Annotated in this window: 21 protein-coding genes and 1 tRNA gene; 21 read left to right on the forward strand and 1 reads right to left on the reverse strand. The window is 51.8% G+C overall.

Going from position 1 to position 22,359, the window contains the following annotated elements:
• Positions 1 to 113: 113 nt before the first annotated feature.
• Complete coding sequence (locus NSP04_RS08040) at positions 114 to 245, reverse strand: hypothetical protein (RefSeq protein WP_008251157.1); 132 nt, start codon at positions 243 to 245, stop codon at positions 114 to 116.
• A 40-nt stretch (positions 246 to 285) separates the two neighbouring features.
• Between NSP04_RS08040 and NSP04_RS08045 the strand changes: the two genes are divergently transcribed.
• From NSP04_RS08045 to nuoH, 21 genes are all read left to right on the forward strand, one after another.
• Complete coding sequence (locus NSP04_RS08045) at positions 286 to 1,998, forward strand: acetolactate synthase 3 catalytic subunit (RefSeq protein ID WP_257511829.1); 1,713 nt, start codon at positions 286 to 288, stop codon at positions 1,996 to 1,998.
• Between the two features lie 16 nt (positions 1,999 to 2,014).
• Positions 2,015 to 2,506: an acetolactate synthase small subunit gene (ilvN, locus tag NSP04_RS08050; RefSeq protein WP_257511830.1), complete on the forward strand. Its 492-nt coding sequence runs from the start codon at positions 2,015 to 2,017 to the stop codon at positions 2,504 to 2,506.
• 82 nt (positions 2,507 to 2,588) lie between these two features.
• Positions 2,589 to 3,605, forward strand: coding sequence for a ketol-acid reductoisomerase (gene ilvC / locus NSP04_RS08055; RefSeq protein ID WP_257511831.1), 1,017 nt, complete (start codon positions 2,589 to 2,591; stop codon positions 3,603 to 3,605).
• Between the two features lie 268 nt (positions 3,606 to 3,873).
• Complete coding sequence (locus NSP04_RS08060) at positions 3,874 to 5,940, forward strand: catalase (RefSeq protein WP_257511832.1); 2,067 nt, start codon at positions 3,874 to 3,876, stop codon at positions 5,938 to 5,940.
• Between the two features lie 146 nt (positions 5,941 to 6,086).
• Positions 6,087 to 6,731 carry a phosphatidylserine decarboxylase gene (locus tag NSP04_RS08065; RefSeq protein WP_257511833.1) on the forward strand — a complete coding sequence of 215 codons (645 nt, stop codon included), beginning with the start codon at positions 6,087 to 6,089 and terminating at the stop codon, positions 6,729 to 6,731.
• Positions 6,732 to 6,733: 2 nt separating this feature from the next.
• Complete coding sequence (pssA, locus tag NSP04_RS08070) at positions 6,734 to 7,552, forward strand: CDP-diacylglycerol--serine O-phosphatidyltransferase (RefSeq protein WP_306815301.1); 819 nt, start codon at positions 6,734 to 6,736, stop codon at positions 7,550 to 7,552.
• Between the two features lie 342 nt (positions 7,553 to 7,894).
• A complete protein-coding gene (locus NSP04_RS08075; protein ID WP_257511834.1) occupies positions 7,895 to 9,436 on the forward strand; it encodes a 2-isopropylmalate synthase in 1,542 nt (513 codons plus the stop codon).
• A 123-nt stretch (positions 9,437 to 9,559) separates the two neighbouring features.
• Positions 9,560 to 9,823, forward strand: a complete 264-nt coding sequence (gene rpsO, locus NSP04_RS08080; RefSeq protein WP_008251166.1) for a 30S ribosomal protein S15 — start codon at positions 9,560 to 9,562, stop codon at positions 9,821 to 9,823.
• A gap of 132 nt (positions 9,824 to 9,955) precedes the next feature.
• Positions 9,956 to 12,100 (forward strand): polyribonucleotide nucleotidyltransferase, encoded by a 2,145-nt coding sequence (gene pnp / locus NSP04_RS08085; RefSeq protein WP_257511835.1) that lies wholly within the window; start codon positions 9,956 to 9,958, stop codon positions 12,098 to 12,100.
• Positions 12,100 to 13,089: an NAD(P)H-quinone oxidoreductase gene (locus NSP04_RS08090; RefSeq protein ID WP_257511836.1), complete on the forward strand. Its 990-nt coding sequence runs from the start codon at positions 12,100 to 12,102 to the stop codon at positions 13,087 to 13,089. The genes pnp and NSP04_RS08090 overlap by 1 nt, the downstream gene beginning before the upstream one ends.
• A gap of 15 nt (positions 13,090 to 13,104) precedes the next feature.
• Positions 13,105 to 13,890: a triose-phosphate isomerase gene (gene tpiA / locus NSP04_RS08095; RefSeq protein WP_257511837.1), complete on the forward strand. Its 786-nt coding sequence runs from the start codon at positions 13,105 to 13,107 to the stop codon at positions 13,888 to 13,890.
• 7 nt (positions 13,891 to 13,897) lie between these two features.
• Positions 13,898 to 14,260 carry a preprotein translocase subunit SecG gene (secG, locus tag NSP04_RS08100; protein ID WP_257511838.1) on the forward strand — a complete coding sequence of 121 codons (363 nt, stop codon included), beginning with the start codon at positions 13,898 to 13,900 and terminating at the stop codon, positions 14,258 to 14,260.
• A gap of 7 nt (positions 14,261 to 14,267) precedes the next feature.
• Positions 14,268 to 14,353: transfer RNA gene (locus tag NSP04_RS08105), tRNA-Leu, on the forward strand.
• An 88-nt stretch (positions 14,354 to 14,441) separates the two neighbouring features.
• Positions 14,442 to 14,801 (forward strand): NADH-quinone oxidoreductase subunit A, encoded by a 360-nt coding sequence (locus NSP04_RS08110; protein WP_130556729.1) that lies wholly within the window; start codon positions 14,442 to 14,444, stop codon positions 14,799 to 14,801.
• A 42-nt stretch (positions 14,802 to 14,843) separates the two neighbouring features.
• The gene (locus NSP04_RS08115; RefSeq protein ID WP_008251188.1) at positions 14,844 to 15,320 is read left to right on the forward strand and encodes a NuoB/complex I 20 kDa subunit family protein; all 477 of its coding nucleotides are present in this window, start codon (positions 14,844 to 14,846) and stop codon (positions 15,318 to 15,320) included.
• A 12-nt stretch (positions 15,321 to 15,332) separates the two neighbouring features.
• Positions 15,333 to 15,944, forward strand: coding sequence for an NADH-quinone oxidoreductase subunit C (locus tag NSP04_RS08120; protein ID WP_257511839.1), 612 nt, complete (start codon positions 15,333 to 15,335; stop codon positions 15,942 to 15,944).
• 2 nt (positions 15,945 to 15,946) lie between these two features.
• Positions 15,947 to 17,200: an NADH-quinone oxidoreductase subunit D gene (locus NSP04_RS08125; protein ID WP_257511840.1), complete on the forward strand. Its 1,254-nt coding sequence runs from the start codon at positions 15,947 to 15,949 to the stop codon at positions 17,198 to 17,200.
• A 15-nt stretch (positions 17,201 to 17,215) separates the two neighbouring features.
• On the forward strand, positions 17,216 to 17,695 hold the full coding sequence (gene nuoE / locus NSP04_RS08130) for an NADH-quinone oxidoreductase subunit NuoE (protein WP_257511841.1): 480 nt from the start codon (positions 17,216 to 17,218) through the stop codon (positions 17,693 to 17,695).
• The gene (nuoF, locus tag NSP04_RS08135; protein ID WP_257511842.1) at positions 17,692 to 18,987 is read left to right on the forward strand and encodes an NADH-quinone oxidoreductase subunit NuoF; all 1,296 of its coding nucleotides are present in this window, start codon (positions 17,692 to 17,694) and stop codon (positions 18,985 to 18,987) included. The genes nuoE and nuoF overlap by 4 nt, the downstream gene beginning before the upstream one ends.
• A gap of 20 nt (positions 18,988 to 19,007) precedes the next feature.
• Positions 19,008 to 21,284 (forward strand): NADH-quinone oxidoreductase subunit NuoG, encoded by a 2,277-nt coding sequence (gene nuoG, locus NSP04_RS08140; RefSeq protein WP_257511843.1) that lies wholly within the window; start codon positions 19,008 to 19,010, stop codon positions 21,282 to 21,284.
• 14 nt (positions 21,285 to 21,298) lie between these two features.
• Positions 21,299 to 22,348: an NADH-quinone oxidoreductase subunit NuoH gene (gene nuoH, locus NSP04_RS08145; protein WP_371825013.1), complete on the forward strand. Its 1,050-nt coding sequence runs from the start codon at positions 21,299 to 21,301 to the stop codon at positions 22,346 to 22,348.
• Positions 22,349 to 22,359: the final 11 nt, after the last annotated feature.

Here is a 22,359-nt window from a genome sequence, read left to right on the forward strand (position 1 = left end):
GACCCACAGCAGGCTTCGCACTAAGATCTCGTTCTACCCTAAATTTGTCTCTAGTTAAACAGCATATCCTTGCTGGTTTGGCGAAAGACGCGCTAGGGCGCTGAACTTGGAGTTCAGAAGCCCATGGCCAACCTGCCCGACATAATCGGGTTGTGATCGCCAGCGCTTTGCGACATGTCCACACCCACAAGGTTGTTCATCTTCAAAAAGCCTGTGCCCCACGGCAATGCGATCCAGGACGGCATCCGACCAATGTCCCGTGGATTTTGTCAGGATTTTTTAAAAATGGAATATACCGGCGCGGAAATCGTTGTCAAATGTCTGGAAGAAGAAGGCGTCAAGCACGTTTTTGGTTACCCAGGCGGAGCAGTTCTTTACATTTACGATGCCATCTTTAAACAGGATGGATTTGAACACATACTAGTACGTCACGAGCAAGCTGCTGTGCATGCAGCCGACGCCTACTCGCGTTCAAGCGACAAGGTGGGTGTTTGTTTGGTGACCTCAGGCCCAGGCTTGACCAATGCAGTTACTGGCATTGCGACTGCCTACATGGACTCTATTCCCATGGTTATTTTGTCTGGTCAGGTGCCCACGCACGCGATCGGTCAGGATGCGTTTCAGGAATGTGACACCGTGGGTATCACACGCCCTTGCGTTAAACACAACTTCCTCGTGAAAGATGTGAAAGACCTGGCGCGTGTCATGAAGGAAGCGTTTTACATCGCCCGCACTGGCCGTCCGGGCCCTGTGCTGGTGGACATTCCCAAAGACATCACCATTCATAAAACCACCTTTGATTATTCCGAGCCCGTGAAAATGCGCTCGTACAATCCGGTGGTCAAAGGCCACCAGGGTCAAATCAAGAAAGCCGTGCAAATGATTCTGGAAGCCGAGCGCCCCATGATCTATTCCGGCGGCGGCGTAATTTTGGGTGACGCATCCGCTGAACTGACACGTTTGGTGGAATGGGTGGGTGCGCCTTGCACCAACACCCTGATGGGTTTGGGCGCATTCAAGGCCAGCGACAAGAAGTTCATGGGCATGCCTGGTATGCACGGCACCTATGAAGCCAATTTGGCCATGCAAAATTGCGACGTATTAATTGCTGTTGGCGCTCGCTTTGACGACCGCGTGATCGGTAACCCGAAAGATTTCGCGTCCATTCCACGCAAAATCATTCACATCGACATTGACCCATCGTCAATTTCCAAGCGCGTGAAAGTGGATGTGCCTATTGTGGGCAACATCAAAGACGTGCTGGTGGACCTCATTCAACTGCTGGAAGACAGCGGCAAACGGGTTGACCAAGGCAAACTGCAAGGCTGGTGGGAACAGGTTGAAAAGTGGCGTGGCCGCAAATGCCTGGATTATGCCAAGTCCGATGAACTGATCAAGCCGCAATTTGTGGTTGAAAAGCTGTGGGAAGTCACCAACGGCGACGCCTTTGTAACGTCCGATGTGGGTCAGCACCAAATGTGGGCTGCCCAGTACTATCGCTTTGACAAACCCCGCCGCTGGATCAATTCCGGTGGCCTTGGCACAATGGGCGTGGGCTTGCCCTATGCCATGGGCGTTCAAATGGCCAACCCCGATGCGCAAGTTGCCTGTATTACTGGCGAGGCATCAATCCAGATGAACATCCAGGAATTGTCAACCTGCTTCCAGTACCATTTCACGCCAAAAATCGTGAATCTGAACAACCGGTACCTGGGCATGGTTCGTCAGTGGCAGCAGCTTGATTACGGCTCACGCTACTCTGAAAGTTATATGGATGCATTGCCTGATTTCGTGAAGCTGGTGGAAGCCTACGGCCACATTGGCATGCAAATTACCAAGCCTTCTGATGTTGAGCCAGCCTTGCGTGATGCCTTTGGCAAGTACAAAGACCGTTTGGTGTTCATGGATTTCATCACTGATCGCACAGAAAACGTGTGGCCCATGGTGAAGGCAGGTAAGGGTTTGTCTGAAATGCTGCTGGGTTCGGAAGAACTATAAAATGGAGATGGCAAATATGAGACACATTATTTCCGTTCTCCTAGAGAACGAGCCAGGTGCGTTGTCACGTGTGGTGGGCCTTTTTTCTGCTCGCGGTTACAACATTGAAACCTTGACTGTGGCCCCCACAGAAGATGAGACCATGTCACGCATGACCATCGTTACAGTGGGTTCGGATGACATCATTGAACAGATCACCAAACACCTTAACCGCTTGATTGAAGTGGTTAAAGTGGTTGATCTTAGTGACGGTGCGCATATTGAACGCGAGTTGATGCTGGTAAAATTGCGCGCAGTCGGCAAAGAGCGTGAGGAGCTGAAGCGCACTGCGGATATTTTCCGCGGACGAATCATTGATGTCACCGAGAAAAGTTACACCATTGAACTGACTGGCAACAAATCCAAACTGGATGCATTTTTGGATTCGATCGACCGCACAGCCATTTTGGAAACAGTCCGTACGGGCAGTTCCGGGATTGGTCGCGGCGAGAGAATTCTGCGCCTCTAAACTGCAGGCTCAGTCTGCTCAATGAGTTCGGCAAATGAGCCCGGAAGATAAATTTAAATACCTGAATCAAAAGGAAAACGACATGAAAGTTTATTACGACAAAGACGCGGATCTCTCCCTGATCCAGAAGAAGAAAGTATCCATTATCGGTTATGGTTCGCAAGGCCATGCCCACGCGCAAAACCTGCGCGATTCAGGCGTCGCAGTGACCGTTGGCCTGCGCAAGGGTGGTGCTTCCTGGTCCAAAGCGGAAGGCGCTGGCTTGAAAGTAAAAGAAGTGGCTGACGCGGTAAAAGAAGCCGATGTGGTCATGATGTTGTTGCCCGACGAAAACATTCCTGATGTGTACAACAAGGAAGTGGCGCCGAACATCAAGGCAGGCACTGCTTTGGCATTTGCCCACGGCTTTAACGTGCATTACAACCAGGTTGTGCCACGCGCCGACATCGACGTCATCATGATTGCCCCCAAAGGCCCAGGCCACACTGTGCGCTCTGAATACCTGAAAGGCGGCGGCGTGCCTTCACTGATCGCAATTTATCAAGACACCACCGGCAATGCCCACGATATCGCATTGGCCTATGCTGCTGCGAACGGCGGCACAAAAGGTGGCGTAATCGAGACCAACTTCCGTGAAGAAACCGAAACAGACTTGTTCGGTGAACAAGCCGTGTTGTGTGGCGGTGCAGTTGAACTGGTGAAGGCTGGTTTCGAGACTTTGGTTGAAGCGGGTTATGCACCTGAAATGGCCTACTTCGAATGCCTGCACGAGCTGAAGCTGATTGTTGATCTGATGTACGAAGGCGGCATCGCCAACATGAACTACTCCATTTCCAACAATGCGGAGTATGGCGAGTACGTAACTGGCAACCGCGTGATTGCAGACCAGGCCCGTGCAGCCATGAAAGAATGTTTGAACAACATTCAGAATGGTGAATACGCCAAGCGCTTTATTCTGGAAGGCAAAACCAACTACCCAGAAATGACAGCGCGTCGCCGCTTGAATGCACAGCACCCCATCGAAATCGTGGGCGCCCAGCTGCGCGGCATGATGCCTTGGATCAGCAAGAACAAATTGGTAGACCAGTCAAAGAACTGATCTTTCAGTTTTAACTGCTAGAAAAGCCCACAGCATGAAAGTGCTGTGGGCTTTTTTATATTTAAATTCACTGATGAAAAGGAAGGTGAATTAATAGATTCAATTTTCGTAATAATTAACTATTTCAAATAAATAACTGGTTTATTAAATGATTTTTTATTTTCAGGAATATTCATTCTTAATCATTAATTATATTTTCTGAACGGAAGTGTTATTTAGTAATTAAATTGCGCGCGAGTAGGATGGTTTTCTTTGCAAGGAGTTCAGCATGGCAAATCCAAAATCGACCGCTCATCAAGATATCGTAAATGGTTCAGGTGGTGAGTTGCACCAGAAAGCGACTGAAACCACGATTACCACCAATCAAGGTTTGGCAATAGCCGACAATCAAAATTCTTTGAAAGCCAGCCCTCGGGGTCCTGTCCTTCTAGAAGATTTTATTCTTCGCGAAAAAATTACGCATTTTGATCATGAGCGCATCCCGGAACGTGTTGTGCATGCGCGTGGCACCGGAGCCCATGGCTTTTTCGAGCTGACAGAATCACTGGCTGAGTACACGACTGCATCAGTTCTAACCGAGGTGGGCAAGCAAACACCTTTGTTCACCAGATTCTCAACGGTTGCCGGAGGCTCCGGATCTGTTGATACTCCGCGCGATGTGCGTGGCTTTGCTGTGAAGATGTACACCGATCAAGGCAATTGGGATTTGGTCGGCAATAACATCCCCGTATTTTTCATTCAGGACGCAATCAAGTTTCCTGATTTGGTACATGCCGTGAAAATGGAGCCAGACCGTGGTTTTCCCCAGGCTGCGAGTGCGCACGACACCTTTTGGGACTTCATCTCGTTAACACCTGAATCCATGCACATGATCATGTGGGCCATGTCAGATCGTACCTTGCCTCGCTCATTGCGAATGATTGAGGGGTTTGGCGTCCACTCTTTCCGGCTGATCAACGAGGGAGGAAAGTCCACTTTCGTCAAGTTCCATTGGCGTCCCCGTTTGGGCGTTCAATCCACAATTTGGGACGAAGCAGTGAAAATCGCGGGAGCAGATCAGGATTTTCATCGGCGCGACTTGTTTGAATCAATCACCAGCGGTAACTATCCCGACTGGGACCTTGCAGTGCAGCTGTTCACGCAAGAACAAGCCGACACATTTCCATTCGATCACCTGGATGCCACCAAATTAATACCTGAAGAACTCGTGCCTTTGAAGGTAATTGGCCGCATGGTGTTGAACCGTTGGCCCGACAACTTTTTCGCAGAAACTGAACAGGTTGCTTTTTGTCCCTCTCATGTGGTGCCTGGAATCGATTTCTCGAACGATCCATTGTTGCAGGGCAGGCTTTTCTCTTATTTGGACACTCAGTTGTCCAGACTGGGAAGCCCAAACTTTCACCAAATTCCAGTCAACACACCGAAGTGCCCGTTTGCAAACAACCAGCGCGATGGTCACATGCAAATGAATCAGCCAGTGGGGCGCGTGGCTTATGAACCCAATTCCTTGATGCCTGATGGGCCCCGTGAGCATCCCAAGGGGTTTGAAAGCGCAAGGGTTGAAGAGAAAGGTGTGAAAGGCCGAATCCGTTCTGAAACATTCAACGACCACTACAGTCAGGCCAGGCAGTTTTACATGAGCCAAACTGTTTATGAACAAGCGCACATGGCTTCGGCTTTGGTGTTTGAATTGTCCAAGGTGGAGCATGTGCACATCCGCTTGGCGATTGTGGGTCATCTCCAGCACATCGATAAGGATTTGGCACAACGCGTTGCCACGGGCCTTGGTGTGCGCGACATGCCTATGCCACCGATTGCTGCTGCACCTGTTCAGGAGCGAGAACCGTCGCCAGCGTTACAAACTATCGGAAAATTGATGCCCACTCTGGAAGGGCGTGCGGTAGGTATCTTGGTGGCGAAAGGTTCGGATTGCGCATTGGTCGGATCCATGGTGTCGGCACTCGCCGGTGCGGGTGCAAGCCATAAAATAGTTGCTCCGCATGTGGGAGAAATTGAACTGTCCGATGGGTCTCATCTGGAGGTGCAGGGCCAGCTTGCAGGCACTCCATCGGTGATGTTCGACGCAGTTGCGGTGATATTGAGCGATGAGGCTGCAGTTATGCTTTGCAATGAGGCTGCCGCAGTTGATTTCGTGCGTGACGCATTCGGTCATTTGAAAGCCATAGCGGCAGACGCTGGTGCACAGGCGTTACTGGATAAAGCGGGTGTAACAACTGACCCAGGTATTGTCTCGATGCAAAATATTGATCAGTTTCTTGAAGCCGCAAAAACACGCCAGTGGGCACGTGAAAAGTTCGTGCGCACTCTGGCTTAAAACGCGCTAAAGCGAGCAGGGGGCCGTTTTCTTCCGCAATGTAGGCGGCTCCTTCTGATTCTTATTGGGCAATTCGCACAAAACTCACCGCGCTCGGCCTTTTTGGCTTATAAAATCGGGTTCATAATCATTCACAACAAAGAGCTATGAACTATCCACATCCCATCATCGCCCGCGAGGGTTGGCCTTTTCTTGCAATCGTCGCAGTCTTGGCGCTTGCGCTACAATCTTTTGGCCTCACGTTTTTGTCGGTTGTGGCCTGGATATTGTTCGTATTTGTGTTGCAGTTTTTCCGTGATCCCCCTCGTTACATTCCTGCGCAGAAAAATGCTGTGGTTTCTCCTGCGGATGGTCGAATTGTTGCGGTTGAGCGGGTTGAAGACCCCTACGCCCAGCGCGAAGCCTTGAAAATTTCCGTGTTCATGAATGTGTTTAACGTCCATTCCAACCGCATCCCGATTGGTGGTGAAATCAAATCGGTGGATTATTTCCCCGGGCTTTTTGTGAATGCCGATTTAGACAAGGCGAGTACGCAGAATGAACGCAATGCAATCGTGATTCACACCGAAAGCGGTGCCACGGTCACTGCAGTGCAGGTGGCTGGCTTGATTGCCCGTCGAATCCTTTGCTACGTAAAGCCGACAGAAACAGTTGAAAAAGGCCAGCGCTACGGTTTTATCCGATTCGGGTCCAGGGTGGACGTGTATTTGCCCACAGATTCAGTGCCGAAGGTTGCGATCGGCGACAAGGTGTCTGCTTCTTCGACCGTTTTGGCCGAGTTGGTGTCCTGATCATGCGCTTCAAACGGAACAAAAACCGTTTTGGTGCGCCCCGCGCATTTCCGGGCGCGGCTTCGCGCCCCGCTGGGAAACCTCACAAGGGTGCGTATCTCTTGCCGAACATGTTTACCACGGCGGCTTTGTTCTGCGGCTTCTACGGCATTGTGATGGCCATGGGTCAACAGTTCACCACTGCGGCGGTGGCCATTTTCGCTGCCTTGGTGTTGGATAGTCTGGATGGCCGTGTGGCCCGAATGACCAATACCCAGAGTGCTTTTGGTGCTGAGTACGACAGTTTGGCCGATATGGTTTCATTTGGTGCCGCACCTGCCCTGATTATTTACGAGTGGGCGCTCAGTGGCATGGGCAAGCTTGGTTGGGTTGCGGCGTTCGTTTACTTGGCGGGTGCAGCGCTTCGCCTGGCACGCTTCAATACCAATGCAGCTGTTGTTGACAAGGCTTGGTTCCAAGGGCTTCCAAGCCCTGCGGCGGCTGCATTGGTCACCGGATTTGTGTGGGTGATGGACGATGCCAAAATGGCGGGTGCAGAACTCGATTGGCTGGCTTGGGGCATTACCTTTTATGCCGGCATTACTATGGTATCGAACGTACCGTTTTTCAGTGGCAAAGACTTTCATTTCCGCCGAAGCGTGCCATTTCTTGTGCTCGCGTTGATTCCCTTGGTGTTCGCGCTAGTTTCTCAAGACCCACCCAAAGTACTGTTTGGCGTATTCGTGCTCTATGGCCTCTCGGGTTATGTGGTGTATGTGGTTCGGAAGGTGAAAGGGCAGGGGTTGAAGGGACTGGATATTGAGCGGGATGAGCATTTTTGAACTAACCCCTCTGTTTTTATGAATGAGGATGAGCGGGAATCTCGCTTTGCTTAAAAAGCGCTGACCCTTTCTTCAGCGAGCAAACTGCTAAAAAAGCCCTGACAAAAAAGACAGTCAGGGCTTTTTTTCGCCCGTGGCGAACGCAATTGGCAAGCTGAAGCAGGGCGCTTTTCTTGAATCGCAAGGCGAGTTTCCCGTTCATCCTCATCCGTCAACAGCGTTCGTTAACCGCCACTGTCGCACCTAATCACAATCCCGGTGATGACTCTCCCTCTCGGGTTCCCCGCAATACCGCTTCCCGCCTGCATTGTTGTATCCTTGAAAAATATTCAGGAGAACAACATGTCAGACCGCCTCATCATATTCGACACCACTCTGCGCGACGGTGAACAAAGCCCGGGCGCGTCCATGACGCGCGAAGAAAAAATCCGTATTGCCAAGCAGCTGGAAAAGTTGAAAGTCGATGTGATTGAAGCTGGCTTTGCCGCGTCCAGCAACGGTGATTTCGAGGCCATCAAGTCCATTGCTTCGGTTATCAAAGAATCTACAGTGTGTTCACTGGCCCGCGCCAACGACAAAGACATCATGCGCGCAGGCGATGCATTGGCTCCGGCTGAACGCCGTCGTATTCATACATTTATTGCTACGTCGCCACTGCACATGGAAGTGAAGTTGCGCATGACGCCTGATCAGGTGTTGGAGCAGGCCATAAAAGCCGTGAAACTTGCCTTGCAGTACACCGACGACGTCGAGTTTTCAGCTGAAGACGGCTATCGATCCGAATTGCCTTTCCTTGCCAAGGTGTGCGAGGCGGTTATCAAGGCCGGCGCCAAAACCATCAACATTCCCGACACCGTGGGCTACGCCGTGCCTTCGCTCTACGGCGAATTCATGCGCGACCTTCGCACCATGACCCCAAACAGCGACAAAGCGGTGTGGTCGGTGCATTGTCACAACGACCTTGGCATGGCAGTGGCCAATTCTTTGGCGGGAGTTGCAATTGGCGGGGCGCGTCAGGTCGAGTGCACTATCAACGGGTTGGGCGAGCGTGCAGGCAACTGCTCGCTGGAAGAAATTGTAATGGCGGTGAAAACCCGCCGCGATTTCTTTGATCTGGATGTGGGCATCGACACCACGCAAATCGTATCGGCCAGCCGCTTGGTCAGCAACATCACGGGCTTTGTGGTTCAACCCAACAAAGCAATTGTGGGTGCCAATGCCTTTGCGCATGCGTCTGGCATTCATCAGGACGGCGTTTTGAAGGCTCGCCAAACCTACGAAATCATGACGGCTGAAGACGTGGGCTGGTCCGCGAACAAAATTGTGCTGGGCAAGTTGTCCGGTCGTAATGCGTTCAAACAGCGTCTTGAGGCGTTGGGCATCGAGATGGACAGTGAACAGGCTTTGAACGACACCTTTCAGCGATTCAAAGACCTGGCCGATCGAAAAGCCGAAATTTTTGATGAAGACATTCACGCATTGGTTTCTGGCGACGGTGTGGGGGGTGAAACCGAGTTTTATCGCTATGTTTCTCTTTCCCAGCACTCGGAAACCGGCGAGCGACCCAAAGCGCGCGTCGTATTTTCAGTCGATGGGCGAGAAGTGGTCTCTGAAAGCCAAGGCAATGGGCCGGTGGATGCCACAGTCAAAGCCATCGAGGCGGAAGTTCAAAGTGGCGCCGAACTCCTTTTATTCCTGGTGAATGGCATTACGTCGGGCACCACCGAGTCACAAGGCGAGGTCACCATGCGCTTGCAAAAAGGCGGCAGAATTGTGAATGGCGTGGGTGCAGACCCCGATATTGTGGTGGCTTCAGCCAAGGCTTATTTGTCTGCACTGAACAAATTGCAGTCAAAACATGAAAAGTTGAACCCACAGGTTTGATTTTTACCGGAATTCCCCTACAATAGTGGGTTCAGGCGACCACCTTCTAATAAAGGTGGTCTTTTTACACGGAACTGCGGTCATTCTATTTGGGCTGTAAGTTCACGCAAGTGGAGTTTTATGATGTCAGAAATCAATAAAGCGGCAATTCTTGCCGAATATCAACGCGCCAAGGGCGACACAGGTTCTCCCGAGGTTCAAGTGGCATTGTTGACAGCCCGAATCAACTCGTTGACCGATCACTTCAAGGCCAACGCCAAAGACCATCACTCACGCCGCGGTTTGCTGCGCATGGTGTCTCGTCGTCGTAAGCTGCTTGATTACCTCAAGCGCAAAAACGCAGATGCTTATCGCAACCTGATCAGCAGCTTGGGTCTACGCAAGTAATTGGTCGCTGCTACAAGCCGTTGATTTGACTCAAATGCCTGCAACCCCGGTTGTGGGCATTTGTGTTTTAAAACTGACGGGCTCTCGCATCCGGGTATTGGCCCGGCGAGATTACTAAAAGGAAAAGACAAAGTGTTTGAAATTCATAAAGAGACATTCCAGTACGGTCAACACACAGTGACCCTGGAAACAGGTGAAGTAGCCCGCCAAGCTGGCGGCGCGGTCATTGTTACCGTCGACGACACCGTAGTATTGGCCACCGTGGTGGCTGCCAAGTCGGCCAAGCCAGGTCAAGACTTTTTCCCCTTGACTGTTGATTACGTTGAAAAATTTTACGCCGCTGGCCGTATTCCCGGCGGTTTCTTCAAGCGCGAAGGCAAGGGCACCGAACAAGAAACCCTGAACGCACGCCTGATCGATCGTCCCCTGCGCCCCATGTTCCCTGAAGGCTTCTTCAATGAAGTTCAGGTTGTGCTCACAGTCATGTCGATCAATCCTGAAGTGAATCCAGACATTCCAGCCATGCTGGGTGCGTCTGCGGCATTGTCTATCGCTGGCATTCCTTTCAATGGCCCAGTGGGCGGTGCACGCGTGGGTTACATCAACGACCAGTACGTGTTGAACCCCACGGCTACACAGCTGAAAGACAGCAAAATGGACTTGATCGTTGCAGGTACAGAAGCCGCCGTTTTGATGGTGGAATCTGAAGCCCACGAATTGTCTGAAGAAGTTATGTTGGGCGGCATCATGTTCGGTCACGAACAAATGCAAGCCGCGATTAACGCCATTCACGCGCTGACTGCCAAAGCAGGCAAGCCTGAATGGGACTGGAAAGCAGCGCCTGCAAACGAGCCTTTGGTGGCTGCTGTGACAGAACTGGCTGGCGAGAAGCTGGCCGCTGCTTACAAAATGACCGAAAAGCAGGCCCGTAGCCAGCGCCTGAAAGAAATTTCAGCGGAAGTGGCTGCAGAACTGCCTTCCAAGTTGACTGAAGAGCAACGCGCCGGCGTTACCAATGCCGACGTTAGCGACATCATGTTCGGTCTAGAAGCGAAAATTGTTCGCGGTCAAATCCTGAACGGCGAGCCACGCATTGATGGTCGCGACACACGCACCGTTCGTCCAATTACCGTTCGCACTGGCGTACTGCCGCGTGCTCACGGTTCAGCCTTGTTCACTCGTGGTGAAACACAGGCTTTGGTGGTAACCACCTTGGGTACTGGTCGTGATGAACAAATGATTGATGCAGTGGCCGGCGAATACCGTGACCGCTTCATGTTCCATTACAACATGCCCCCGTACGCCACTGGCGAATGTGGTCGCATGGGCGCGCCCAAGCGTCGTGAAATTGGCCATGGCCGTCTGGCACGTCGTGCAGTTGAAATGATGCTGCCAGCCCCTGAAGACTTCCAGTACACCATGCGTGTGGTGTCAGAAATCACTGAATCCAACGGTTCAAGCTCGATGGCTTCCGTGTGTGGCGGCGCTTTGTCGCTGATGGATGCAGGCGTTCCTTTGAAGCAATTGGTGGCTGGTATTGCCATGGGCTTGATCAAAGAAGAGAACAAGTTCGCGGTGTTGACCGACATTCTGGGTGATGAAGACCACCTGGGCGACATGGATTTCAAAGTGGCCGGTACTGAAAATGGTGTAACTGCATTGCAGATGGACATCAAGATTCAGGGCATTACCAAAGAAATCATGCAAGTTGCGCTGGCACAGGCCCGCGAAGGCCGCATGCACATTCTGGGTATCATGAAAGAAGCGACTGGTGGTAGCGTCGGCGAGCTTTCTGCCTATGCTCCACGCATGATCACCATGAAGATCAACCCCGAGAAGATTCGCGACGTGATCGGCAAGGGTGGTGCAACCATTCGTGGTATTACCGAACAAACTGGTGCAAGCATTGACATCAAGGAAGATGGTTCTATCACCATCGCTTCAGTTGATGGCGACGCTGGTGAACGTGCCAAGAAGATGATTGAAGACATCACCGCGGAAGTGGAAGTGGGTGCAGTGTATGAAGGCACCGTGCTGAAGCTTCTGGATTTCGGCGCGATTGTTAGCGTATTGCCAGGCAAAGACGGCTTGTTGCACATTTCTCAGATTGCCAATGAGCGTGTGAACACCGTGGGCGATTTCCTGAAAGAAGGCCAGCTCGTGAAAGTGAAAGTGTTGGAAGCCGATGAAAAAGGCCGCCTGCGCTTGTCGATGAAAGCCTTGTTGGCACCTGAAGCACCTGCTGAGCAGGCTGGTGAAGGTTCAAACGAAGGCTGATGAAGGCCATTGGGCTCAAGGCTCCGGGCGGGGTAGATCAGCTTCAGTTGATCGAACTGCCCGTGCCGTCACCCAAGCCGGGTGAGGTACTAATTCAAGTGAAGGCTGCCGGGGTGAATCGCCCCGATGTTCTTCAGCGCATGGGTCTGTACCCGCCACCCCCTGATGCCAACCCCAATCTGGGTTTGGAAGTGTCGGGCGTGGTTGCGGCTGTTGGGCAAGGCGTTTCTGAAATTATGTTGGGCAGGCCTGTAATGGCTTTGTGCAATGGCGGTGGTTATGCTGAATATGTGTGCACGCCTGCAGGGCAGTGCATGCAAATTCCAGAGAGTTTAAGTTTCACCGAGGCGGCCAGTCTGCCTGAGGTGTACATGACTGTGTGGCAAAACCTGTTTTTGAAGGGTGCTGCCAAACCGGGTCAATCTGTATTAATTCATGGTGGCAGCAGCGGAATTGGCACTGCGGCCGTTCAGTTGTGCAAAAAACACGGCTTGCGTACTTTCGTAACTGTGGGTAGTCAAACCAAAGCTGACTTTTGTACCGAATTGGGCGCCGAAAAAGCCTATTTGTACAAATCACAAGACTGGGAGCAGCTGGTTTTGCAAGACACGCAGCAACAGGGTGTCGACTTAATTCTCGACATGGTTGCAGGCGATTATTTAAACAAGGATTTAAGCTGCGCCAAGCCGCAAGGCATGGTCATTGTGATTGCATTGCTGGGTGGGCGGTTCGCCAACATTGACGCTGCAAAATTAATGACCAAACAAGTGGTGCTGACCGGCACCACGCTGAGGCCACGCTCGCCAGAATTCAAAGCAGAACTGGCCAGGCAAGTTGAACGTGAATTGATCGAAGGTTTTTCCTCGGGTATGTTGAAATCGTTGGTGCAAGCCACTTTCAACCTGCAAGATGTTGCCAGGGCCCACGCGCTGATGGAGTCGGGGGATTCCGTGGGTAAAATTGTTTTGAATGTTGTAGATCAGGATTGAATATCAAGGAACAGCATGACTGAAAATAGTGCCAAGATGGCAAGAAAAAAACTGGTAGCTGGCAACTGGAAAATGAACGGCAACTTTGATGCCAACGAAGGGTTGATCCTGGGTTTTTTGGCTGAAGTCGACGAACAGGTGGATGTGTCGGTATTTTGTCCTTTTCCCTATTTGGCGCAAGTTGGCAAATTACTAGAAGGTCAACAAGTTGCCTTTGGATCGCAAGATGTTTCGGCCAAGGCCAGTGGCGCATACACCGGAGAAGTGTCGGTCGACATGCTTAATGAATTTGGTGTCACGCAGGTTCTGGTGGGCCACTCCGAGCGCCGCCAGTATCACGCTGAAAGCAGCGTCACCGTGGCTGAAAAAGCAGTGGCAGCAATTTCTGGAGGAATTACTCCAATCGTGTGTGTGGGTGAAACGCTTGCTGAGCGTGAAGCAGGGCGCGTTGAAGAGGTTATCGCAGATCAACTTGACCCAGTTGTTGAGCAATGCGCCAAGTTCATTGAGAACGGCGTTTGGAACCTGGTAATTGCCTACGAGCCCGTGTGGGCCATCGGTACAGGCGTAACGGCAAGCCCTGAGCAGGCTCAGGAAGTGCACGCAATGATCCGAGCACGACTAAATGCCATGTTGGGCGCTGAAGTTGCCCAAAGCACCCGAATTTTGTACGGCGGAAGTGTGAAGCCGGGCAATGCAAGCGAGATTTTTGCGAAAGAAGACATTGATGGGGGCCTTATTGGAGGTGCAGCTTTGTCTTCTGACGATTTCTCTGGAATAATACGCGCCGCGAGAGGTTAAATAATTTATGAGCATTTTCAACACATTTTTGGTAGTGATGCAGATCGTCTCTGCAATCGCTGTGATTGTTCTGGTTTTGTTGCAGCATGGCAAAGGCGCAGACATGGGCGCAGCCTTCGGTAGCGGCTCGTCCGGAAGCCTGTTCGGTGCCACCGGATCAGCAAACTTCCTGAGCCGGGCAACGGGCTTTTGTGCTACAATCTTCCTGCTTTGTACATTGGGTTTGGCCTTTTATTCAAGGGCTGGTGTTGAAGCGGAATCTGGCGGTGTAATGGAATCCATTCAGGCTTCTCCTGTAGAGGGAACGGCAACCCCTGCAGAGAACAAACCTACTGAGCCCACAACGCCGGTGCAGGATATTCCAAAGTAATAACTACGCCGACGTGGTGGAATTGGTAGACACGCTATCTTGAGGGGGTAGTGGCCATAGGCTGTACGAGTTCGAGTCTCGTCGTCGGCACCAAAGGTTTAAAACAAAGCCGGTCAAGCATGAAACGACCGGCTTTTTTTCGGACTTATCAAAGACTATTAGGGTTTACACGGGAGTCAGAGTGAATTTAGAGTCTTATTTTCCAGTGTTGTTGTTCATCCTCGTGGGGATCGGTGTAGGCGGTGGCGCCATGCTGGCCGGCCGAGTACTCGCCCCCCATCGCCCAGATGGGCAAAAACTTTCTCCCTACGAGTGTGGTTTTGAAGCGTTTGAAGACGCTCGCATGCAATTTGATGTGCGCTACTACCTCGTTGCTATTCTGTTTATTTTGTTCGATCTTGAAATCGCCTTCCTGTTTCCCTGGGCAGTAGCCTATCGTGAAATTGGCCCGGTCGGTTTTTGGGCAATGATGATTTTCCTTGGTGTTTTGGTGGTGGGTTTCATTTACGAATGGACCCGCGGTGCGCTGGACTGGGAATAAGCGGGCAATTAGTCGCTCCACTTTTGTGAAGGTAGTAAGCAAATGGGTATTGACGGCGTTTTAAACGAAGGTTTTATCACCACCACGGCTGATAAATTGATCAACTGGGGGCGCACGGGCTCGCTTTGGCCGATGACTTTTGGTTTGGCCTGTTGCGCGGTTGAAATGATGCATGCAGGGGCAAGTCGTTACGACCTTGACCGCTTTGGCATTATTTTCCGCCCAAGCCCGCGTCAATCCGACCTCATGATTGTAGCGGGCACGCTGTGCAACAAAATGGCGCCTGCGCTTCGCAAGGTTTACGACCAGATGGCCGAGCCCCGCTGGGTGCTTTCCATGGGTTCCTGTGCGAACGGTGGCGGCTATTACCATTACTCCTACTCCGTGGTTCGTGGTTGTGACCGGATTGTTCCTGTTGATGTTTACGTTCCTGGCTGCCCGCCCACCGCGGAAGCCTTGATGTATGGCTTGCTGCAGTTACAAAACAAAATCAAAACCACTTCAACGATTGCGCGATAAGGGGATTTGGCCATGACTGAAAATCAATCCCTGAATCTTCAAAAGCTGAGCAATGATTTGATCGCCGCATTGGGTGATCGAGTCATTGAGTGCAAAATCGCGTTCAATGAAATTAACCTGACAGTGAAAGCAGACTCTTACCTCGAGGCTTGCACCATTCTTCGTGATGATGAAAACCTGAAGTTCGAGCAGTTGCTAGACCTGTGCGGCGTGGATCGCAGTGAATACGGCAATGAATTGAATGAATCGCAGCGTTTTTGGGTGGTTTGCCAACTGCTGTCTGTGTCCAAGAATCAGCGTGTGCGCCTGAAGGTGTGCTGCCCAGATGACGATTTGCCCACCGTGGCTTCTGTCATCGATGTGTGGTCTTCAGCCAATTGGTACGAGCGTGAAGCGTTTGATTTGTACGGCATCGTATTTGAAGGTCACCCCGACTTGCGTCGCATTTTGACTGACTATGGTTTTGTGGGTCATCCGTTTCGCAAAGACTTTCCTTTGTCTGGCCACGTTGAGATGCGCTACGACCCTGAACTGGGTCGAGTGGTGTACCAGCCGGTCACCATTGAGCCGCGTGAAATTACACCACGCATCATTCGCGAACCTCAATATGGCGGAGCGAAATAATTATGGCTGAAATTAAAAATTACACCCTGAACTTTGGACCGCAGCACCCGGCCGCGCACGGCGTGTTGCGCCTTGTGCTGGAACTGGATGGTGAAGTGGTTCAACGTGCTGACCCGCACATTGGTTTGCTGCACCGTGGTACCGAGAAACTGGCTGAACACAAAACCTTCATTCAATCGCTGCCATATATGGACCGTCTCGATTACGTGTCGATGATGTGCAATGAGCACGCCTACTGCATGGCGATTGAAAAGCTGTTGAATATTGAAGTACCTGTTCGTGCGCAGTACATCCGCGTGATGTTCGACGAAATTACCCGCATTTTGAACCACTTATTGTGGTTGGGTGCTCACGGCCTTGACGTGGGCGCCATGGCGGTTTTCCTGTACGCCTTCCGCGAACGCGAAGACCTGATGGATTGCTACGAAGCGGTGTCTGGTGCGCGTTTGCATGCAGCATATTTCCGCCCCGGTGGCGTGTACCGTGACCTGCCCGATCGCATGCCTCAGTACAAGCCTTCCAAGGTGCGTTCATCGAAAAAAGTAGATCAGCTGAACAAGAACCGCCAGGGTTCCCTGCTGGATTTCATTGATGACTTCACGCAGCGTTTCCCGAAGTACGTGGATGAATATGAAACGCTTTTGACAGACAACCGAATCTGGAAACAGCGTTTGGTGGGCGTGGGTGTGGTAACGCCTGAACGTGCATTGTCCATGGGCTTTACGGGCCCAATGTTGCGCGGGTCAGGCATTGCCTGGGATCTGCGCAAGAAGCAGCCCTATGAAGTATACGATCGCTTGGATTTCGACATTCCTGTGGGCAAAAATGGCGACTGCTATGACCGTTACCTGGTGCGCGTAGAAGAAATGCGCCAGTCAAACAAAATCATCAAGCAGTGTGTGGAATGGTTGCGTGTGAACCCCGGATCTGTGATGAGCGACAACCACAAGGTGTCGCCACCCAACCGCGTGGACATGAAAACCAATATGGAAGAGTTGATCCACCACTTCAAACTGTTCACTGAGGGCATGCATGTGCCTGAAGGTGAATCATATGCGGCAGTGGAACATCCCAAAGGCGAGTTTGGAATTTATCTGGTTGCAGACGGTGCAAACAAGCCTTATCGCTTGAAAATTCGTGCGCCAGGTTTTGCCCACTTGCAAGGCCTTGATGAAATGTCTCGCGGCCACATGCTGGCCGACGTGGTCACCATCATTGGTACCCAAGACATCGTGTTCGGTGAAATTGATCGCTAAGGATTGAAGAGAATCATGAAGTTGAGCGAAAACGCCTGTCGTCTGATCGACAAAGAACTGAAGAAATATCCGGCTGACCAAAAGATTTCTGCGGTCATGGCGGGCTTGCGCATTGTGCAGGTGGAATTGGGCTGGTTGTCCAGCGAAGCCATTGAGGCTGTGGCCAATTATCTTGAAATTCAACCAATTGCAGCCTATGAAGTGGCGACGTTTTACAACATGTACGACACCAAAAAAGTCGGCAAGTCAAAAATTGTGGTGTGCACCAACCTGCCGTGCGCCTTGTCGGGCGGCACGGATGCGGCTGAGTACCTGAAGAAAAAGCTGGGTATTGGTTACAACGAAACGACCCAGGACGGCCTGTTCACCTTGAAAGAAGGTGAATGCATGGGCGCCTGTGGCGATTCCCCAGTGATGTTGGTGAACAATCACCGCATGTGCAGTTTCATGAGCAACGAGAAAATCGATGCGCTGGTAGAGGAGTTGAAGTTATGACTTGTTTGCATGGACGACACATTAACCCGGTTATTTTGGCTGGTCTCGATGGCACCAACTGGGACCTGAAAGGTTACGAGGCTCGTGGTGGCTACAAAGCCCTGCGCAAGATTCTGACCGAAGGTATTTCGCAGGAAGATGTGATTGCAGAAGTGAAAAAATCTGCCTTGCGTGGTCGCGGAGGCGCGGGCTTCCCCACGGGCTTGAAGTGGAGCTTCATGCCACGCCAGTTTCCAGGCCAGAAGTATTTGGCTTGCAATTCGGATGAAGGCGAACCCGGCACATTCAAAGACCGCGATATTCTGCGCTACAACCCCCATTCCGTGATCGAAGGCATGGCCATTGCCGCCTACGCGATGGGAATCAGCGTGGGTTACAACTACATTCACGGCGAAATTTGGGAAACCTATGAGCGCTTTGAAGAGGCGTTGGAGCAGGCACGTGCAGCGGGCTACCTGGGCGACAGCATCATGGGCTCGACTTTCAATTTCGAGTTGCACGCACACCAGGGTTATGGCGCTTACATTTGCGGTGAAGAAACTGCCTTGATTGAATCGATTGAAGGCAAGAAGGGCCAGCCACGTTTCAAGCCGCCATTCCCGGCTTCTTACGGCATTTACGGCAAGCCCACTACAATCAACAACACTGAAACATTTGCTGCGGTGCCGTTCATTATTCAAAACGGTGGCGATTGGTTCTTGGAATTGGGCAAGCCCAACAACGGCGGCACAAAGATTTTCTCGATTTCTGGCGATGTCGAAAGGCCTGGCAATTACGAAATTCCTTTGGGAACCCCCTTTTCAACCTTGCTTGAAATGGCGGGTGGCATGAAAGGTGGCCGGAAAATCAAGGCAGTTATTCCCGGTGGTTCATCAATGCCGGTATTGCCTGGCGACGTAATGATGGCCACTGACATGGACTACGACTCCATTGCCAAAGCAGGTTCCATGCTGGGTTCAGGCGCAGTAATTGTGATGGACGAAACACGTTGCATGGTGAAAAGCCTTTTGCGCCTTTCTTATTTTTACTACGAAGAAAGCTGTGGACAGTGCACGCCCTGCCGCGAAGGCACGGGTTGGTTGTACCGAATCGTGAATCGTATTGAGCACGGTGAAGGTCGTCCGGAAGATTTGGACATGTTGAACTCGATTGCTGACAACATTCAGGGCCGCACAATTTGCGCTTTGGGCGATGCTGCGGCCATGCCGGTTCGCGCTTTCCTGAAGCATTTCCATGAAGAATTTGAGCATCACATCACACACAAGTCGTGCATTGTGCCGTCTTACGTTTGATTCCCTGCGGGTAGATACAAATGGTTGAATTAGAGATTGATGGCGTAAAAGTTGAAGTGGCTGAAGGCAGCATGCTGATTACTGCTGCTGAACAGGCGGGCAGCTATGTACCGCACTTTTGCTATCACAAAAAGTTGTCGATTGCAGCGAACTGCCGCATGTGCCTAGTCGATGTAGAAAAGGCGCCCAAGCCTTTGCCTGCATGCGCCACGCCTGTGTCGCCAGGCATGATCGTTCGCACCAAATCCGAGAAAGCGATAAGCGCCCAGAAAAGCGTGATGGAATTCTTGTTGATTAACCACCCGCTGGACTGCCCCATTTGCGATCAGGGTGGCGAGTGCCAGTTGCAAGACCTGTCCGTGGGCTATGGCGGCGTAGCATCTCGCTACCAAGAAGAAAAGCGTGTGGTGTTTTTCAAAGACATTGGTCCGCTTGTGTCTGCAAAAGAAATGAGCCGCTGCATTCACTGTACCCGTTGTGTGCGCTTTGGTCAGGAAGTGGCCGGCATCATGGAATTGGGCATGGCCAATCGTGGTGAACACTCCGAGATTTTGAGTTTCGTTGGCGATTCTGTCGATTCAGAATTGTCAGGCAACATGATCGACATTTGCCCGGTGGGCGCTTTGACCTCTAAGCCATTCCGCTATCAAGCCCGCACTTGGGAAATGGCCCGCCGCAAGTCGGTTGCCCCCCACGACAGCCTGGGTTCCAACGTGGTAGTACAGGTGAAGGCCGACAAGGTCATGCGAATCGTTCCTCAGGAAAATGAAAGCATTAACGAGTGCTGGATTTCTGATCGTGACCGCTTCAGCTACGAAGGTCTGCTGGCGGCAGACCGCCTTACCGAACCCATGATCAAGAAAAACGGCCAGTGGGTGACCACTGATTGGCAAACCGCATTGAACGTGGTGTTCGAAGGCTTGAAAAAAGCGCGCCGTGAATCAACCGACCTGAACAGTATTGCCATGCTGATTTCGCCGAACAGCACCTTCGAGGAAATGGCTTTGGCCAAAGCCTTGATGGACGGCATGGGTTCGACCAGCATTGATGCGGGCCTTCGCCATGGTGCGAATTTGAATTTGACCGGTGCAATGCCTTGGTTGGGCGCGTCGGTTCAACAGGTGGCCGATGCGGAATCTATTGTTGTAGTCGGTTCCGACCCCCGCAATGACCAACCCTTGCTAACCCAGCGTATTCGCCAGGCTGCAAAGCAGGGCGCGCGCGTGTTGGTTGTCAATGCTGGTGGACTTGACTCCTTGATGCCCAAAGCAGTGTGGTTGATGTCGGCGCCATCCATGTGGGCAGACACCCTGCATCACAAAGCTGTGGCTGATGCACTGAATGCGTCAGAGGGTGGCAAATTTGTGTTGATTGGTCAGCAGGCTCTGATGAGCCCGTTTGCAGGTCAGATTGTGGCCAAGGCCGCTGAACTGGCTAAGTCAACTGGCGCCACTTTGGGCTTCCTGGGCGATGGTGCCAACTGGGTAGGTTCATTTGTTGCGGGTGTTCAAGCCAGTGCAAATGGCGGTAAAAACGTTCAAGCCATGTTGGCCGGTCAAGCCAAGGCCGCCATCGTGTTTGGTGCCGAGCCTGATCTGGATTGTGTTGAAGGCTCCAAGGTGTTGCGTGGTCTTATCGATGCCGAGTTTGTGGTGCAGGCCAGTGCCTTTGTGGGCAATGCCAAGCAGTATGCAGACGTGTTGCTGCCGATTGCACCCAGCACCGAAACTTCCGGCACCTTCATTAACATTGCGGGCACTCCGCAAACCTTCAAAGCGGCCGTGCGCCCCTTGGGTGAAACTCGTCCAGGCTGGAAAGTGCTGCGTGTTTTAGGCAATTTGTTGGGGCTGGAAAATTTCGAATTCAACAGTTCAGAAGAAGTGCTGAGTGCTTTCATGCCTGCTGATTTACCAGCGCGATTGAACAACAGCCTGCCGGAGCAAACCGTGACCGGTGTTGATCTGAATGGCAAGCTTGAACTGGCTGCTTATGCGCCAATTTACGACACTGATTCCGTGGTTCGACGTGCTGATTCCTTGCGTAAAACCAAAGCAGCAAAACCCGCTTTGGCACAAATTAGCGCGCAAACTGCTGAAGCGTTGGGTTTGAACACAGGCGATAAAATTCAATTGACAGACTCCGAGGGCGGCACCTTGCAAGCTGCAGTATTTGTGAACAAGAACATTGCAGACAATACCGTGCTGGTACCAATGGGCCGCATTGAAACGCAAAGCCTGCGCACCGTGTTTGGTGGTGCAACGGTTGAAGCAGTTGTGGCTGACGAGGTGCAGGCATGAGTTCACCGGTTGAAATGATCACCACCTTTGGTGCTGATTTGCTGGGCCCCGCCTGGGTGCCTGTCTGGACCTTGGTCAAAATTTTGTGCATCACCCTGCCGCTGTTGGGCTTGGTTGCCTACCTTACCTACTGGGAACGTAAAATGATTGGCCGCATGCACATTCGCATGGGTCCAAGTTATGTGGGCCCCATGGGCTTGCTGCAGCCAATTGCCGATGCGGTCAAGATGATGTTCAAGGAAATCATCGTGCCGATGAACGCAAACAAAGGGCTGTTCATCATTGCGCCGATCATGACCATCATGCCCGCGCTTGCGGCTTGGGCCGTAATTCCATTTGGGCCCGAAACTGTGTTGGCCAATGTGAATGCGGGCTTGTTGTACCTGATGGCGATTACTTCGCTGGAAGTGTATGGGGTGATCATTGCGGGTTGGGCCTCCAACTCCAAATACGCTTTCCTGGCGGCCATGCGTGCGTCTGCGCAAATGGTCTCTTATGAATTGGCGATTGGTTTTGTGCTGGTCACCGTGTTGTTGGTGGCGGGCAGTTTGAACATGACAGACATTGTCATGACGCAAACCACAGGTCAATTTGCTGACATGGGCCTGAACTTCTTGTCTTGGAATTGGTTGCCTTTGTTGCCCTTGGTGGTGATTTACATGATTTCAGCAGTTGCTGAAACAAACCGTCATCCGTTTGACGTCGTGGAAGGCGAGTCTGAAATTGTGGCTGGCCACATGGTTGAATATTCAGGCATGACTTTCGCGGTGTTCTTCCTAGCCGAATACGCCAACATGATTTTGTTGTCGTGTCTGGCAGCAATCATGTTCTTTGGTGGTTGGGACGCACCTGTCGCCTTCCTGGAATTCATTCCGGGCTGGATCTGGCTGGGCCTGAAAACCTTCTTGCTGGTGTCCATGTTCATCTGGTTCCGCGCCTCATTCCCGCGTTACCGCTACGACCAAATCATGCGTTTGGGCTGGAAGGTGTTCATTCCGCTGACCCTGGTTTGGCTGGTGGTGGTTGCAGCCTGGATGCAGACCCCCTGGAACATCTGGAATTAACTGAGAGCGAA

The sequence above is a fragment of the Limnobacter parvus genome (genome assembly GCF_024623725.1).
GTDB lineage: Bacteria > Pseudomonadota > Gammaproteobacteria > Burkholderiales > Burkholderiaceae_B > Limnobacter > Limnobacter parvus.